Annotated in this window: 13 protein-coding genes and 1 riboswitch; of the genes, 9 read left to right on the forward strand and 4 right to left on the reverse strand. The window is 68.6% G+C overall.

What is annotated here, in order from left to right; genetic code table 11:
- Positions 1–5 precede the first annotated feature (5 nt).
- From ACFVJ3_RS35220 to ACFVJ3_RS35230, 3 genes are all read left to right on the forward strand, one after another.
- Positions 6–800 carry a glutaminyl-peptide cyclotransferase gene (locus ACFVJ3_RS35220; protein WP_378456464.1) on the forward strand — a complete coding sequence of 265 codons (795 nt, stop codon included), beginning with the start codon at positions 6–8 and terminating at the stop codon, positions 798–800.
- A 71-nt stretch (positions 801–871) separates the two neighbouring features.
- A complete protein-coding gene (locus ACFVJ3_RS35225; protein WP_378456465.1) occupies positions 872–2,536 on the forward strand; it encodes an MFS transporter in 1,665 nt (554 codons plus the stop codon).
- A 6-nt stretch (positions 2,537–2,542) separates the two neighbouring features.
- Positions 2,543–3,028, forward strand: a complete 486-nt coding sequence (locus ACFVJ3_RS35230) for a DUF2771 domain-containing protein (RefSeq protein WP_378456466.1) — start codon at positions 2,543–2,545, stop codon at positions 3,026–3,028.
- A gap of 60 nt (positions 3,029–3,088) precedes the next feature.
- On the opposite strand, the gene ACFVJ3_RS35235 is transcribed toward ACFVJ3_RS35230, so the two are convergent.
- Positions 3,089–3,499 carry a cold-shock protein gene (locus ACFVJ3_RS35235; RefSeq protein WP_005255275.1) on the reverse strand — a complete coding sequence of 137 codons (411 nt, stop codon included), beginning with the start codon at positions 3,497–3,499 and terminating at the stop codon, positions 3,089–3,091.
- Between the two features lie 153 nt (positions 3,500–3,652).
- Here ACFVJ3_RS35235 and ACFVJ3_RS35240 point away from each other — a divergent pair, with 153 nt between their 5' ends.
- The 3 genes from ACFVJ3_RS35240 to ACFVJ3_RS35250 all read left to right on the forward strand — a co-directional run bounded on the left by ACFVJ3_RS35240 (position 3,653) and on the right by ACFVJ3_RS35250 (position 5,338).
- Positions 3,653–3,892 (forward strand): hypothetical protein, encoded by a 240-nt coding sequence (locus ACFVJ3_RS35240; RefSeq protein ID WP_378456467.1) that lies wholly within the window; start codon positions 3,653–3,655, stop codon positions 3,890–3,892.
- A gap of 30 nt (positions 3,893–3,922) precedes the next feature.
- Positions 3,923–4,300 carry a YccF domain-containing protein gene (locus ACFVJ3_RS35245; protein WP_378456468.1) on the forward strand — a complete coding sequence of 126 codons (378 nt, stop codon included), beginning with the start codon at positions 3,923–3,925 and terminating at the stop codon, positions 4,298–4,300.
- 234 nt (positions 4,301–4,534) lie between these two features.
- Positions 4,535–4,748, forward strand: a riboswitch (cyclic di-AMP (ydaO/yuaA leader).
- Positions 4,749–4,756: 8 nt separating this feature from the next.
- Positions 4,757–5,338 (forward strand): transglycosylase family protein, encoded by a 582-nt coding sequence (locus ACFVJ3_RS35250; RefSeq protein ID WP_378456469.1) that lies wholly within the window; start codon positions 4,757–4,759, stop codon positions 5,336–5,338.
- Between the two features lie 65 nt (positions 5,339–5,403).
- Here the strand turns inward: ACFVJ3_RS35250 and ACFVJ3_RS35255 are convergent, their stop codons facing one another.
- Entirely contained in the window at positions 5,404–5,592 is a 189-nt protein-coding gene (locus ACFVJ3_RS35255; protein ID WP_378456470.1) for a hypothetical protein, read from the reverse strand.
- 60 nt (positions 5,593–5,652) lie between these two features.
- On the opposite strand from ACFVJ3_RS35255, the gene ACFVJ3_RS35260 reads away from it, so the two are divergent.
- The 3 genes from ACFVJ3_RS35260 to ACFVJ3_RS35270 all read left to right on the forward strand — a co-directional run bounded on the left by ACFVJ3_RS35260 (position 5,653) and on the right by ACFVJ3_RS35270 (position 9,537).
- Positions 5,653–7,971: a helicase-associated domain-containing protein gene (locus tag ACFVJ3_RS35260; RefSeq protein ID WP_378456471.1), complete on the forward strand. Its 2,319-nt coding sequence runs from the start codon at positions 5,653–5,655 to the stop codon at positions 7,969–7,971.
- A 146-nt stretch (positions 7,972–8,117) separates the two neighbouring features.
- A complete protein-coding gene (locus ACFVJ3_RS35265) occupies positions 8,118–9,101 on the forward strand; it encodes an alpha/beta hydrolase (protein ID WP_378456472.1) in 984 nt (327 codons plus the stop codon).
- Between the two features lie 34 nt (positions 9,102–9,135).
- Positions 9,136–9,537: a VOC family protein gene (locus ACFVJ3_RS35270; RefSeq protein ID WP_378456473.1), complete on the forward strand. Its 402-nt coding sequence runs from the start codon at positions 9,136–9,138 to the stop codon at positions 9,535–9,537.
- Between the two features lie 10 nt (positions 9,538–9,547).
- Here ACFVJ3_RS35270 and ACFVJ3_RS35275 read toward each other — a convergent pair whose 3' ends face one another.
- Together ACFVJ3_RS35275 and ACFVJ3_RS35280 are read right to left on the reverse strand one after the other, a co-directional pair.
- Positions 9,548–13,306: an ABC transporter ATP-binding protein gene (locus ACFVJ3_RS35275; protein WP_378456474.1), complete on the reverse strand. Its 3,759-nt coding sequence runs from the start codon at positions 13,304–13,306 to the stop codon at positions 9,548–9,550.
- Positions 13,303–14,664: an LLM class flavin-dependent oxidoreductase gene (locus ACFVJ3_RS35280; protein WP_378456475.1), complete on the reverse strand. Its 1,362-nt coding sequence runs from the start codon at positions 14,662–14,664 to the stop codon at positions 13,303–13,305. Before ACFVJ3_RS35280 ends, ACFVJ3_RS35275 begins: the two co-directional genes overlap by 4 nt.
- Between the last annotated feature and the right edge of the window lie 7 nt (positions 14,665–14,671).

Raw genomic sequence — 14,671 nt, forward strand, 5'->3', positions numbered from 1 at the left:
GTCCGATGACAGGCCGGAGGCACCTCGTCCCAGCCCTGCTTGCGGTGGCGTGGATGGTCACCGCGTGCTCCCCGCAGAGCCCCGTGGCGGCGGGCGCGTCCGACGCGGACCTTCGCGCGGAGATCCTCCGCACCCTCGACCACGACCCGAATGCGTTCACCCAGGGACTCGAGATCGACGGCACGCAGTTGCTCGAGGGCACCGGCCGCCCCGGCGAATCCTGGGTGCAGGCCACCGACCTCGACGGCGGCACCGTCCGGGTTCGCGCGGAACTGCCGTCGCCCCTGTTCGGCGAGGGCATCACGGTGAGCGGCGACACGGTCTGGCAGCTGACGTGGCGAGACGGGGTCGCCGTTGCCCGGGATCGCGCGACACTCGCCGAACAGCGGCGGGTCCCGTTCGACGGCGAAGGGTGGGGCATCTGCGCGCTGCCCGACGCGCTGGTCACGAGCGACGGATCACCCACACTCACGTTCCGCGACCCGGTCACTTTCGAACCCCGGCGCACCGTGCAGGCGGTGCAGAACGGAAGCCCGCTGGGCCGCCTCAACGAACTCGAATGCGCGGACGACGGCGCGATCTACGCGAACGTCTGGACCACCGACACCCTCGTCCGCATCGATCCCACGGACGGGCGGGTCACCGCGGAGGTCGACGCCTCGGCCCTCCGCGACGCGCTCCCACCCGGCCCGCGGGACGTCGACGTCCTCAACGGCATCGCCCAGATCCCGGGAACGGACCGCTTCCTCGTCACCGGAAAGTACTGGCCGCGCATGTTCGAGGTGCGGTTCGTTCCCTGACAGGCCGATCTGACCAGCATTGGCCGGGGTTGCTGTGGTCGCATGTCTCCCGACTAGGACAGAATTAGGGAGTGACCGGACCGCGCGAACCCCACGAGCCTGACGGCGGTCGGGCTCCTGACGAGAATTCCGGGCCCCCCGTTCATCCCGGCTTCGACAAATACCCGCCGGCCGCACGCTCGGGAGGTCGACGGACACCGCTCCCACCCCTTCATCCGGTCGGCGGCGGGCAGCGTCCCCGTTCCGACGAGGAGCGGGCGGACGCCCCCAAGGCGCCGCCGATGCCTCGCAAACTCACCGTCACCCGGGTCGCGGCGATGCGCAGCCGGGAACTCACCAACAAGGGCATCGCGACGTTCCATCGCGCGGCCAAGGCGGACGGTGCCGACAAGTCGGGGCTCACCGCGCTCACGTACGCGGTGATGGCCAACAACGCGACCGACGCGGCCATCGCCGTCGCCCTGGCGAACACACTGTTCTTCTCGGCCGCGACGGGCGAGGACAAGACGAAGGTCGCGCTGTATCTGCTGATCACCATCGCCCCGTTCGCCGTCATCGCTCCGCTGATCGGTCCGATGCTCGATCGGCTTCAGCACGGCCGTCGCGTCGCACTGGCCACGTCGTTCGGCCTACGGACGATCCTGGCGATCGTTCTCGTCTTCAACTTCGACAGCTGGGTGCTGTATCCGGCCGCGCTCGGAATGATGGTGCTCAGCAAGTCCTTCTCGGTGCTCAAGAGTGCGGTCACACCACGTGTGCTGCCACCGGAGATCGACCTCGTGCGGGTCAACTCCCGGCTCACCGTGTTCGGACTTCTCGGCGGAACCATCGGCGCCGGCGCCCTCGCGGGTGGTCTCGCCATGGCCACCGGGTCCGTCGGCGCACTGTGGCTGGCGGCCGTCATCACCGCCCTCGGCGCGTACCTCAGCATGCGGATCCCGTCGTGGGTCGAGGTCACCGAAGGCGAGGTCCCCGCCACCCTCACGTACCACGGCGACGAACACCCGACCGAGGTCATGGGACGCACCCGCGTGCTGCAGCCCGAGGCCCCCGCGAAATCCGGTAAACGCAGACAACCGCTGGGCCGCGCGGTCATCACCGGGTTGTGGGGAAACAGCACCATCCGCGTGCTGACCGGATTCCTCACGCTGTACATCGCGTTCGTCGCGAAGTCGAGGACCGACCACGAGCCGCTGGTGCAGGCCGCGATGCTCGGCCTGGTCGGCGCCGCCGCCGGCATCGGCAACTTCGCCGGCAACGCCGCGGGCGCCCGGATCAAGCTCGGCCGCCCCGCCCTCATCGTGCTGCGCTGCACGGGTGCCGTGTGGATCATCGCCGTCCTCGCCGCGATCACCGACAACCTGCTGACCGCCGCCCTGGCCACCCTCGTCGCGTCGGCGGCCAGCGCCCTGGCCAAGGTGTCGCTGGACGCGTCGCTGCAGCACGACCTGCCCGAGGAATCGATTGCCTCCGGATTCGGAAGATCGGAGACGGTCCTGCAGCTGAGCTGGGTCGTCGGCGGCGCGCTGGGCGTCCTCCTGCCCACCGAATACTGGATCGGGTTCTCGGTGGTCTCTGCCGTCATGACCATCGGGCTCGTCCAGACCGTCCTCACGTACCGCGGGAGCACCCTCCTGCCCGGGCTCGGCGGAAAACGCCCCGACCTGGCCGAACAAGAAGTGTCCGAGCCTCACTCGACCCACCGGGCCGACCGATCGACAGGAAATGTGAAGTAAGTGAGAATGCAGGCGCGAACCAAGAAGATCCTGGCACTGATTGCTGTGGGCCTGATGGTGGTCCTGGTGGCCTTCGTCGGAGTCCTGTACGCACTCGTCCGCAACTCCTCGCCCCGCCTGCCCGAGATCACCGCCTTCGCGCACAACCGGGCCGAGCAGGTCCCCCCGCTGGCGTACTGCAACCTGTATCTCGAGGACTGCACAACCGGCGACCTCGCCGAACTCGACGTGCCACCCGGCTCCTCGCTGCAGCTGTCGCTGCCGCAGGAGATCGTCGATGCACCGTGGCGCATGCTCGTCGTGTACCAGGACGCGTCGGGTCAGGTCGTCGTCCAGCAACAGGCCCACCGTGCCGGTGAGACCCGCGCCGTGACCGTGCCCTCCTCGGAGGACCTGCAGCTGGCCGGCGTCGAGATCCAGCTACCCTCCGCCGTCGTCGACGAGCAGGGGCTCACGCAGGCCCGGGCGGCCTGGTCGATCAAGACCGCCTAGAACGACACACGAAGAAGGCCCCTGCGCCGAAGCGCAGGGGCCTTCTCGTCGTTCGTCGGATCAGCTGTCGAGCTCGCGCGCGACGGCCCGGACCACCTCGGAGATGCGCTGGGCGGTCTTGCGGTCCGGGTACTTACCCTTACGCAGGTCGGGCTGAACCTTCGCCTCGAGCAGCGTGATCATGTCCTCGACCATGCCGTGGAGTTCGTCCGGCGTGTGCTTCTTGGCGGATGGCTCCTTGCGCGCGGCGTTCTGACGCAGCGACGGCGCCGGGTCGAGCACCTTCAGGCTCAGCGCCTGGGGTCCACGTCGACCGGCGGCCATACCGAACTCGACACGCTGGCCGGCCTTGAGGCCCTCGACGCCCTCGGGAAGAGCGGACGAACGCACATAGACGTCCTCCCCCTCCTCCTGCGACAGAAAGCCGAAGCCCTTTTCGACGTCGTACCACTTCACCTTGCCGGTCGGCACCGCGTTCACCCGCTCATCACTTGGAGTGCAGTTGGTTGCACTTGGTATGCAAAACAGCGCGCCCCACCTCTGGTGCGGGACGCGCAGTGCCCACAGTCTACCTTGGGCGCACCCCCTCCGGCATCCGGGTTTCCAGGCACTATCGTTGCTGGTGTGGCCCACGAATCGACTCCTTCGAGCACTCCTCACACACCCCGGAGGGGCGACGGACTGCTGCGTGTCGCACTCGCCCTCTTCGCGATCGGCTTCGTGGCGATCGTGGCGATTTTCCTGACCCCGGTGCTCTCCGATTCCGACCCGGGTCTCGTTCTCTATCTCATCGCCCTCGCGTGCCCGATCGGATTCCTCCTCGGAATCGTCGCGGCACTGAGGCAGGGCAGACGCGCGCGCTGACACACCCGACCACCGACCGATGGGACGATCATGAGAATTCTGCTCAACATCATCTGGCTGATCTTCGGCGGTCTGTGGCTGGCGCTGGGGTATTTCGTCGCCGGAATCCTCTGCTGCATCCTGATCATCACGATCCCGTTCGGCATCGCGTCGTTCCGGGTGGGCGTCTACGCGCTGTGGCCGTTCGGGAAGACCGTGGTCGACAAGCCGACGGCCGGTGTGGCCTCGCTGATCGGCAATGTCATCTGGTTCATCATCGCTGGTCTGTGGCTCGCGATCGGGCACGTCGTCACGGCAATCGCCATGGCGATCACGATCATCGGGATCCCGCTGGCGGTCGCGAATCTCAAGATGATTCCCATCTCGCTCATGCCGCTCGGCAAGGACATCGTCGACGCGCCCCAGTGATGTGAGCTTCCTCACATAACGACCCGGTAACGGAAGGGCAACAGCTCGGCGATGGACACGTCTCGTCGCCACTAGCTGGGAAGAGTCTCTGCGCGCCCAATGAGGCCCCGCAACAGGCGAAGACACTCCGCGTTATCAAATGGTGACACTGAGGCCTCGGCCCGTTACCGTCGTCACCGGCCGAGGAAACATCGGCCACGTCCGGCCCGCCGCGCCAAACCTCGTCCCGCGGGTACCGGAGTCCCGACGAAGCATTCCAGGGACGAGGACGGGGGACCCAAAGTCCTCCAGGGAACGCAAGTTCTCAGACGGACACCGGTCCGAATGTGCCTCGCACACTCGGATCTTGGGGTGAAGCCAGACCCTCTCCAGCCAGGAGAGGCGAGGCCGGGCGACCTCTCAGCCCGAACCCGACAGCTGACCTCGCAGGCGCGTGTGGAGAGGATCTCGACCACTATGAGCGGACGCCATCGCAAGCCCACCACCACCGGCCGCACCGTCGCCAAGGTCGCCGTCACCGGCGCCATCATGGGCGTCGCCGGCGCAGCCTTCTCGGGCACCGCGAACGCGGCACCCGACTCCGACTGGGACCGCCTCGCGCAGTGCGAGTCCGGCGGCAACTGGGGCATCAACACCGGAAACGGCTTCCAGGGCGGACTCCAGTTCTCCCCGAGCACCTGGAACGCACACGGTGGAACCCAGTACGCCGCCACCGCCAACCAGGCCTCGCGCGAACAGCAGATCGTCGTCGCCGAGAAGGTCCTCGACTCCCAGGGCTGGGGCGCATGGCCGTCCTGCTCCTCGAGCCTCGGCCTGAGCAGCGCACCCACCCAGCGCAACGCCCCCGCAACCGTGCCCGAGGCCCCCGTGGCGCCGGCACTCCCCGACCTCACGGGCGGCGTCCCCAGCACCAACGGCACCTCGCAGTACGCCGGCGCCGTCGACAACGCGATCGAGGCCGTCAAGGCTCAGGGCATCGAGATCGATCCCCAGATCCTGCAGCTCATCGACGCGAACAAGGGACTGCTCCCGCAGTAACCCGGTAGCTCATACAAGAGGGGCCCTGCACCGATCCGGTGCAGGGCCCCTCTTGTGTCGTCGGGTCAGCGGTTGATCACGGTGTGCGGATGCGCGTACGGCAGCGACTCCGCCGGCAGCGGGAACTCGGTGTCCTCGCCGAACGGGGACAATCCGCCCGCACGGCTCGACGACAGTTCGGTCACGGCGTTATCTCCATCGGCGGTTTCGGGCCACCCGGGATCTACGTACTGCTTCTTCGAATTGTTAGCCACGGTGCCATTTTGACAGGAGCATTCGGCGACGTACAGCCCAGGTCTCTAATCTGATAGTCGATGACCGACACCGACGACACCACCGCGAGCACCAACGGCACCGCAGCCTCGTCCCGCGGCGCCGCGACTCTCGCGGACTGGCTGGCCGCGCGCAGCGACGCCGAACTGACGGATCTGCTCCGCAAGCGCCCCGACCTGGCGGTCCCACCGCCTGCCACGATCGTCGTTCTCGCCGGTCGCGCCGAACAGCGGGCGTCGGTCGCCCGCGCGGCCGACAACCTGACGTCGCTGGACTTCGGCATCCTCGAACTCCTGGCGCTCGAGAGAGCCGACGAGGTCGCCGTGCCACGGGCCACCCTGCAGGACGCGGTGGGGTCGCGGGCGACGAAGAAGACCGTCGACGCCACGCTGGACGGCCTGCGGTCCGTGGGGATCGTCTGGGGTGACAAGACGTCGCTGCGCATCGTTCCCGCTGTCGTGGCCACCATCCCGTGGCGGGTCGGACGCAGCGCCGAGCCCGTCGAGACGCTCGACGAACCCGGGATCACGGCTGCGCTGGCCGGACTGCAGACCGTCGAGCGCGACATTCTCGAGACCCTGTCGAAATCGAGTTCGATCGGACGGACCCGGGACGCGGCCCCCGGAACACCCCCCGACCGTCCGGTGCAGCGACTCCTCGCTGCCGGGCTGCTGCGGTGGATCGACGACGAAACCGTCGAACTGCCCTATCAGGTGCGGCAGGTCCTGCGCGGAGAGGCCGTCTTCGACCCCACCTCGCTGGCCGCTCCCACCGTGACCGGCCGCAAACACAAGCCGGCCGACATCAATGCCGCCGCGGCAGGTGAGGCGCTCGAACTGGTTCGCCACTGCGAGGACGTCGTCAAGGCTCTCGGCGAGGTCCCGGCGCCCGCTCTGCGGGCGGGTGGTCTCGGTGTCCGCGAACTGCGGCGGATCGCCAAGACGTCCGGCATCGACGAGAACCGGCTGAGCCTGCTCGTCGAGCTGCTCTCCGCTGCGGGACTGATCGCGAGTGGCACCCCGGACCCGGCCCCGACGTCCGACAGCGGGGAGAGCTACTGGGCACCGACCACCGCGGTCGACCCCTGGCTCACAGCGCCGGTCGCCCGGCGGTGGCACGCTCTGGCCGCGGCGTGGCTGGAACTGCCCCGCATGTCATGGTTCATCGGCATGCGCGACGCCAACGACAAACCGGTCGCCGCCCTGTCCGAGGAAGTGCGCGCGCCGTCCGCGCCGCGCGACCGGCAGGCGATCCTCGGACTGCTGGCGGAGCTGGGCAGCGGACACTCGGCGGATCCCGCGGAGGTCGGCCGACTGCTGGCGTGGCGTCGCCCCCGCTGGGGTGCCCGGCTGCGTGTCCACGCGGTCGCACGCACCCTCGACGAGGCCGCGACGCTCGGACTCGTCGCCCGCGGAGCCCTCAGCTCACCCGGACGCGCACTGCTCCACGGCGGCGACGCCGAGGCCGAAATGCACGCGTCGCTGCCCCAACCCGTCGACCACGTCCTCGTCCAGGCCGACCTCACCGTCGTCGCCCCCGGACCGCTGACCCCCGACCTGCTGGAGCAGATCACCCTGGTCGCGGACATCGAGTCCGCCGGTGCGGCGTCGATGTATCGAATCAGCGAAGACAGCGTCCGGCGCGCCCTCGACGTCGGGATGACGGCAGCCGAATTGCACAGCCTCTTCGCCACCCGGTCGCGCACACCGGTCCCGCAGTCGTTGTCGTATCTGATCGACGACGTCGCGCGGCGGCACGGCCGGCTCCGGGCCGGTGTCGCGGCGTCGTTCGTCCGCTGCGAGGACCCCACCCTGCTCGCGGAGGTCCTGGCGTCACCGGTCGCCGCCTCCCTGGCCCTGCGCGCATTGGCTCCGACGGTGGCGGTGTCGCAGGCACCGCTGCGGGACGTACTGGGCGAGCTGCGGGTGGCCGGTTTCGCGCCCGCAGGCGAGGACTCGTCCGGCGCCCTGGTCGACCTGCGCCCGCGCGGGGCCCGGGTCCTGACCCGGCGCAAGGCTCCCGCCGGCCGCACCCCGGCCGTCGCCACGGACGCCCAGCTCGACGCGGTCGTCCGAACCCTCCGCGCGGGCGACCTGGCCGCATCGGCCCGGGGATCCGGCAGCATCCGGTCCGACGGATCGCGGGCCAGCAGCGCCGCGACCATCGCCCTGCTCAACGCGGCAGCGCGGGAACGCACCAGCGTGACGATCGGTTACGTCGACGCGCAGGGCGTGGCGACGCACCGCATCGTCGATCCCGTAAGCGTCGGCGGCGGTCAGCTCGACGCGTTCGACCCGGCGAGCGGCGCGGTCCGGCGGTTCACCCTCCACCGCATCACGTCTGTCGCCCGCGTCGACTGACCCGTGAGTACTTGTTAACCACGGGCGGTTAACAAGTACTCACGGGTCAGATAACGATTCTGCGCAAACGCCGAGGAATTCCGGGGCGCGCAATACCGTGATGCTGGTATGTACCTGGCCGGGGACGACTACCAGGAGGCAGAACCGTGATTGTCACAGCAACGAAGCCGTCACATGGTTGGTTCCGAGGCGTCGTCCGGCTCATGATTGCCGTGGTGATCCTGCCGCTGGCGTTCGTCCTCGTCGGCGGCGGAACGGCCTCCGCGGACCCGTACAGCCGTCTGCGCGAGCACTGGGTCGACGCACCCGGCGGGGTCGGGCAGATCAAGGTGCGGATGTGGCTCGCGAACAACGGCAGCAACAAGGCCCTCTACCTGCTCGACGGCCTCCGCGCGACCAACGACGTCAGCGGGTGGGAACACGAGACCAATGCCGCGTGGCTGTCCGATCACGGCATCACCGTCGTCGAACCGGTCGGCGGACAGTCCAGCTTCTATACGGACTGGTACGCACCCAGCAACACCAACGGTCAGCCGTACACATACAAATGGGAATCGTTCCTCACCCAGAACCTGCCCGACTTCCTGGCGAACAATTACGGCATCAGCCGCACCAGCAACGCCATCGCCGGACTGTCGATGGGCGGCAACGCGTCGTTGATCCTCGCCGCCTACCACCGCAACCAGTTCACGTTCGCCGGCTCGATGTCGGGGTACCTGAACCTGTCGGCGCCGGGCATGCGTGAGGCGATCCGACTGGCGATGCTCGACTCCGGCGGCTACAACTCCGACTGCATGTGGGGTCCGCCGTGGGATCCTGCCTGGTTGCGGAACGACCCGTTCGTCGCGGCGCCCCTCATGCGCGGGTTGCCGATGTGGATCTCGGCGGGCGCCGGCCTCCCCGGCCCGCACGATCAGCCGCAATCCGCCATCGACGTGTTCAACGTCGGCACCGGCATGGGCCTCGAGGCCATCGCCCTGGCCCAGAACCGTGCCTTCCAGGTGCGACTCGACACCCTCGGCATCGGCGCGCACTACGACTTCCCGGCGACGGGAACCCACAGCTGGGGCTACTGGCAGGACCAGCTGTGGGCCATGCTGCCGATGATGAAGGCGTCGATCGGCGCCTGAGCGAGCCCCACAGGTACCGCCTAGTATCGCCGACGTGGAGAAACATCAGATCAGCCTGGGAGCAATCAATCTCGAGGCCGCGGACCCCGCCGCGCTCGCCGCGTTCTGGGCCGGCGTCACCGGTGCCGCGCCGCTGCCGGGCGGTGACAGCGTCTATCTGCCACCGGCCGGCCCGAACGGGTTCGCGATGTTCTTCCAGCCGCTCACCGGCCCCCGTCCCGAGCGCCAAGCCATCCACCCGGACCTCACCGTTCCGTGGGGTTCACGGCAACCCGAGGTCGAGCGGCTACTCACGCTCGGTGCAACGCATCGATGGGACGTCCTCGACGAGCACCCCCATGTGCAATGGACAACGCTGGCCGACCCGGAGGGCAATCTATTCTGCGTGGCGGAGCATCCCCCCACCGTGGCCTCCGGCCCCGTGAGTACTTATTAACGTCCGGCGGTTAATAAGTACTCACGGGTGGCGAAGCCGCATAGGCGTCCCAGAGTTCCCGGTAGACGCCGCCCCGGTCGAGTAGCTCCTCGTGCGTTCCGACTTCCGCGACCCGTCCGCCGTCGAGGACCACCACCCGGTCGGCTCGCGCCGCGGTGCTCAGCCGGTGCGCCACGACGACGGTGGTGCGCCGCCGGGACAGGTTCTCGGTCGCGAGCCGGACGCGGTCCTCGGTGGCCAGGTCCAGTGACGCCGTGGCCTCGTCCAGCAGCAGGATGTCGGGGTCCACCAATTCGGCGCGGGCGAGTGCCAGCAACTGACGTTGCCCAGCCGACAGGTTGCGTCCGTGCTCCCCGATCGGCTGCAGGTATCCGAGGGCGAGCCCGGACACCATCTCGTGCGCCCCGACCGCCCTGCTGGCGGCCTCCACCTCCGCGTCTGTCGCGTCCGGGCGCCCGTAGGCGACGGCGTCGCGGACGGTGGCGCCGAACAGGTGCGGCTCCTGCGGAACGACACCGAGTCGCTGCCGGAACGACGCGAGGTCGAGTGACCGGGTGTCGATGCCGTCCACCCGCACCGCGCCCTCCGTGGGGTCGTAGAACCGGGCGAGCAGCTTGAGCACCGTCGACTTGCCGGCGCCGGTCTGACCGACGAGGGCGACCGTCTCGCCCGGTTCGATGCGAAGCGCCACCCCTCGCAGCGCCTCTCCCCTGCCGGATTCGTACGCGAAGTGGACGTCGTCGAACATGATGCCGCCCTGGATGCGGTCGAGGACGATCGGATCGCCCGCCTGCGGCGTTGTGGTCGGTGTCCTCATCAGACCCCGCAGTCGACCGAGTCCGATCACCGCCTGTTGATAGCCGTCGAACACCTGCGAAAGCTGTTGCACGGGAGCGAAGAACAGTTCGACGTAGAGCACGAAGGCAATCAAGGTGCCGACGGTGAGGGACCCTGCGTGGATCCGCGCCGTCCCGGCCGCGAGCACCAGCCCGGTCGCCACCACCGACAGGAACTCGACGAACGGAAAGTACAGCGCCATGTATCGCTGGGCGCGTAGCCGCGACTCCCGGAAGTCCCAGGCTCGCCGGGCGAACTGGGCGGCGTTGTAGTCCTCGCGCCGAAATGCCTGCGTGACGCGAATATTCGTCACATTCTCCTGCAGGTAGGCGTTGACGATCCCGACGCGATCGCGGGCCTCCGCGTAGGCGGGCACGGACTTTCGGCGGAACACGACCGTGGCCGCGACGAGGACGGGCACCACGAGGACCAGCACGAGGGCCAGTTCCGCATCGATCACCAGGAGTGCCACCAGAACACCGGAGATCGTCAGCCCACTCACCACCGCCGTGGCCAGACCCGTCTGCAGGAAGTTGGACAGGCTGTCGACATCGGTGGTCATGCGAGTCATGATCCGGCCGGCCAGTTCTCGTTCGTAGTACTGCAGACCGAGCCGCTGCAGCTGCGCGAACGTCTTGACCCGCAACGTGTACAGCAACCGTTCGCCCGTCCGCCCGGTCACCCGCGCCTGGGCGATGTTGACGGCCCAGTCCAGCAGCACCACCAGAATGGTCGCGGCCGCCGCGAGCAGCAGTAGGTCGCGGGCGCCTTGCAGCACTCCCCGATCCACCCCGGTACGGACGAGGACCGGTACCGCGATCTGCGCGACGGCGTCGAGCCCGACGAGCGCCAAGCCCGCGACCAGCGGCAGGATAAGCGGCCGCAGCAGCGAGCCGAGCCCGAACGCCGGGTCGGCGGCCCGCGCCTCGTCCGCGGCGACGTCCGGGTTCCCCGTGAGTGGCGGCAGGTCGTCGAGCCGAGCGATCACGCCGGGGCTGGGCGGCGCCGAAGAGAGGATCCCGCCCGACGCGCCTCCGCGGGACGGTCCACTGACACCCGCGGCCGCGGTCGCGAAAGCCGCTGCGGCTCTGGCATCGAACACCCCGGATACCTCGTCGCCGTCCTCCCGGCGCCACAGTTCGGCGGTGACACCGTCGACGTCCGGCGGCTCGGGTGACGTGTCCGGAGCGGTCACGTCGTCCGCGCTCGACAGCAGCGCGCGGAACAGAGGGCACCGCTCGTCGAGTTCGGCGCTCGTGCCCACGTCGACGATGCGCCCGTGCGCCAGCACCGCGATGCGGTCGGCCAACGCGAGCGTCGACCGGCGATGCGCAATGATCAGCGTGGTCCGTTCGCTGGTCGCGACGCACAGTTCGTGGTGGATGGCGGCCTCGACACGGGCGTCGACCGCCGACGTCGCGTCGTCGAGCACCAGGATCCGCGGATCGGTCACCAATGCCCGGGCGAGGGCAATCCGCTGCCGCTGCCCACCCGACAACGTCACCCCCTGCTCCCCCACGACGGTGTCGAGGCCTTCGGGCAGCGCGTCGACGAATTCCTCCGCCTGCACCACCCGGAGCGCCTCACGCACCAGTGCCTCGTCGGCATCCGGCCGGCCGTAGGACACGTTGGCGCGGATGGTCTCGGACATCAGGTAGCTGTCCTCGAAGACGACGCCGAGCGCGGAGCGCAGCGATTCGAGCGACAGCCGGCGGGTGTCGATCCCCCCGACGGTGACCGCACCCGCGTCGACGTCGTACAAACGCGGAACGAGCATGGCCAGAGTCGATTTCCCCGACCCGGCGGCACCGACCACCGCCACCGTCTCCCCGGGTGCGATCCGCAGCGACAGTCCATCGAGCAGGCGGTTCGACGGGTCGTATCCGAAGGCCACGTCGTCGAACACCACCTCGAGGGGCCCACCCGGCAAGTCCACGGCGTCGGGTGGGGTCGTGACGGCCGAGGCGTTGTCGATCACCTCGCGGACGCGCTCGACGCTCGCCCGGCCCTGTTGGCTCACGGTCAGCAGCGTGGCGAGCTGACGCACGGGCGAGGCGAACGACGCCAGGTACGTGGTGAAGGCGACGAACGTTCCGAGCGACAGCGCGCCGTGCAGCGCCAGCCATCCTCCGAGAGCGAGAACCAGCGCCTGCCCGAGCATCGGGACCGCCTGCAGTGCAGGGTTGTACCGGCTGGTCAGACGTGCGACGCGCAGCCGGGAACGGAAGAGGTCTCCTGCCCGCTTCTCGAGGTCTTCGAGTTCGCGGTCTTCCTGGCCGAACCCCTTGACGACGCGCACCCCCGTGACGGCGGCTTCCACTCCCCCGGCCACGATCGCTGCCTGTTCCTGGGCATGCCAGTTGGCGGGAAACAGGTCGACGCGGCTGCGCATGGAGATGAACCACAGCGCAGGCAGCACGGCGAGGGCGACCAAAGTGAGCGTGGGCGACAGTACGGCCATCACGGCCAGGGAGATCGTGAACATGAGCAGGTTCCCCGCCATGTGCGGCAGTAACTGCAGGAGCATCTGGATCAGCGTGATGTCCGAGATCGACCGGCTGACCACCTGCCCGGTCTGCAGTCCGTCCTGCTTGACGCCGTCCAGCCGCAGCAGGGACCGGAAGGCGTCGCCGCGCAGGTCGTACTGCACTCCGAGGGACAGCTGACCGGAGCGGTACCGTCGCGTGTAGGCGGCGGCGAAACGGATCGATGCGAGGGCGATGAGCACCGCGATCCACGGCGCCAGTGCATGATTCGTGTCGACCGCGGCGTTGTCGATCACGTGCCGGACGGCCAGCGGAAGGGTGGCGGTGGCCGCGGCCGCCACCGCCGCCGCCCCGTACGCGAGAACGAGATTGCGGCGTTGGCGCAGACAGTACCCGAACAGGTACCGCAGCCAGCCGGCGTTCTCCCCCGAAGCTTCTGTCGTCACTGCGCAGACACCAGCGTGGAATCCTTCTCGACCGCAAACTGATTGGCGGGCCGCGGCAATCCGTAGTGCCCGCGCAGGGTGGTCTCGGTGTAGTCGGTGCGGAAGAGTCCGCGGTCCTGCAGAATCGGGACCACGGAGTCGACGAACTTCTCCAGCCCGGACGGAAGGACCGCGGGCATGATGTTGAAACCGTCGGCGGCGCCGTTCCGGAACCAGTACTCGATCGTGTCGGCCACCTGGAGCGGGGTGCCCGCGAATGTGCGGTGTCCGCGACCACCACCGAGTCGCCCGATCAGCTGCCGGACGGTGAGCTTCTCGCGGCGGGCGAGGTCCACGATCAGGGTGTATCGGCTCTTCGCACCCTCGATCTCGTCCTCGGACGGCAAGTCCTCGGGAAGTTCCTCGTCGAGCGGGAGCTGCTCCGGTTCGAGATTGAACCGCTGTGCCAGTTGCTTGCGGGCGTATTCCGGCGAGATCAATCGCTCCAGCTCGGCCTCGAGTTCACGCGCCTCCTCTTCGGTGTCCCCGATGACCGGCACGATGCCGGGCAGGATCAGCACCTGCTCGGGGTCCCGGCCCAGTTTCACGACACGGTCCTTGACGTCCGCGTAGAACGCCTTCCCCTCGTCCAGGGTGGGCTGGGCGGTGAAGATGGCCTCCGAGTACCGTGCGGCGAAATCCTTTCCGTCCTCGGACGACCCCGCCTGCACGAGCAGCGGGTATCCCTGCGGCGACCGCGGCACATTGAGTGGTCCCCGTACCTTGAAGAATCGGCCCTCGTGTTCGATGACGTGCACCTTGGCGGAGTCGGCATGGATCGCGACCTCCTTGTCCGCGACGATGGCGTCGTCCTCCCAGCTGTCCCACAGCTTGGTGGACACCTCCACGAACTCCGCCGCCCGCTCGTACCGGCTCCGGTGGGCGGGGGTGTCGTCGAGACCGAAGTTCTGTGCCGCATCGGCGCCGGCCGTGGTGACGATGTTCCAGCCGGCGCGTCCGCCGCTGACGAAGTCGAGGGACGCGAACCGCCGCGCCAGGTTGTACGGCTCGTTGTAACTGGTCGACGCGGTCGCGATCAGGCCGATCTTCTCGGTGGCCGCGGAGATCGCCGTGAGGATGATCGTCGGCTCCAGCTTGCCGCTCGGCCTGCGTTCCGGATTGCTGAACAGCACCGGACTGTCGGCGAGGAACACCGAGTCGAACTTTCCGCGTTCGGCGGTCTGCGCCAACGAAATGTAGTGCTTGATATCGAGATTGGCGTTCGGGTCGCTCTCAGGTAGGCGCCAGGCGGCCTCGTGGTGTCCGATCGCCATCAGGAATGCGTTGAGATGCAGCCGGCGCTGTGGTGACGAACTCATGGTGTAA

The organism is Rhodococcus sp. NPDC127593 (genome assembly GCF_042671975.1).
Taxonomy (GTDB): Bacteria; Actinomycetota; Actinomycetes; order Mycobacteriales; family Mycobacteriaceae; genus Rhodococcus_F.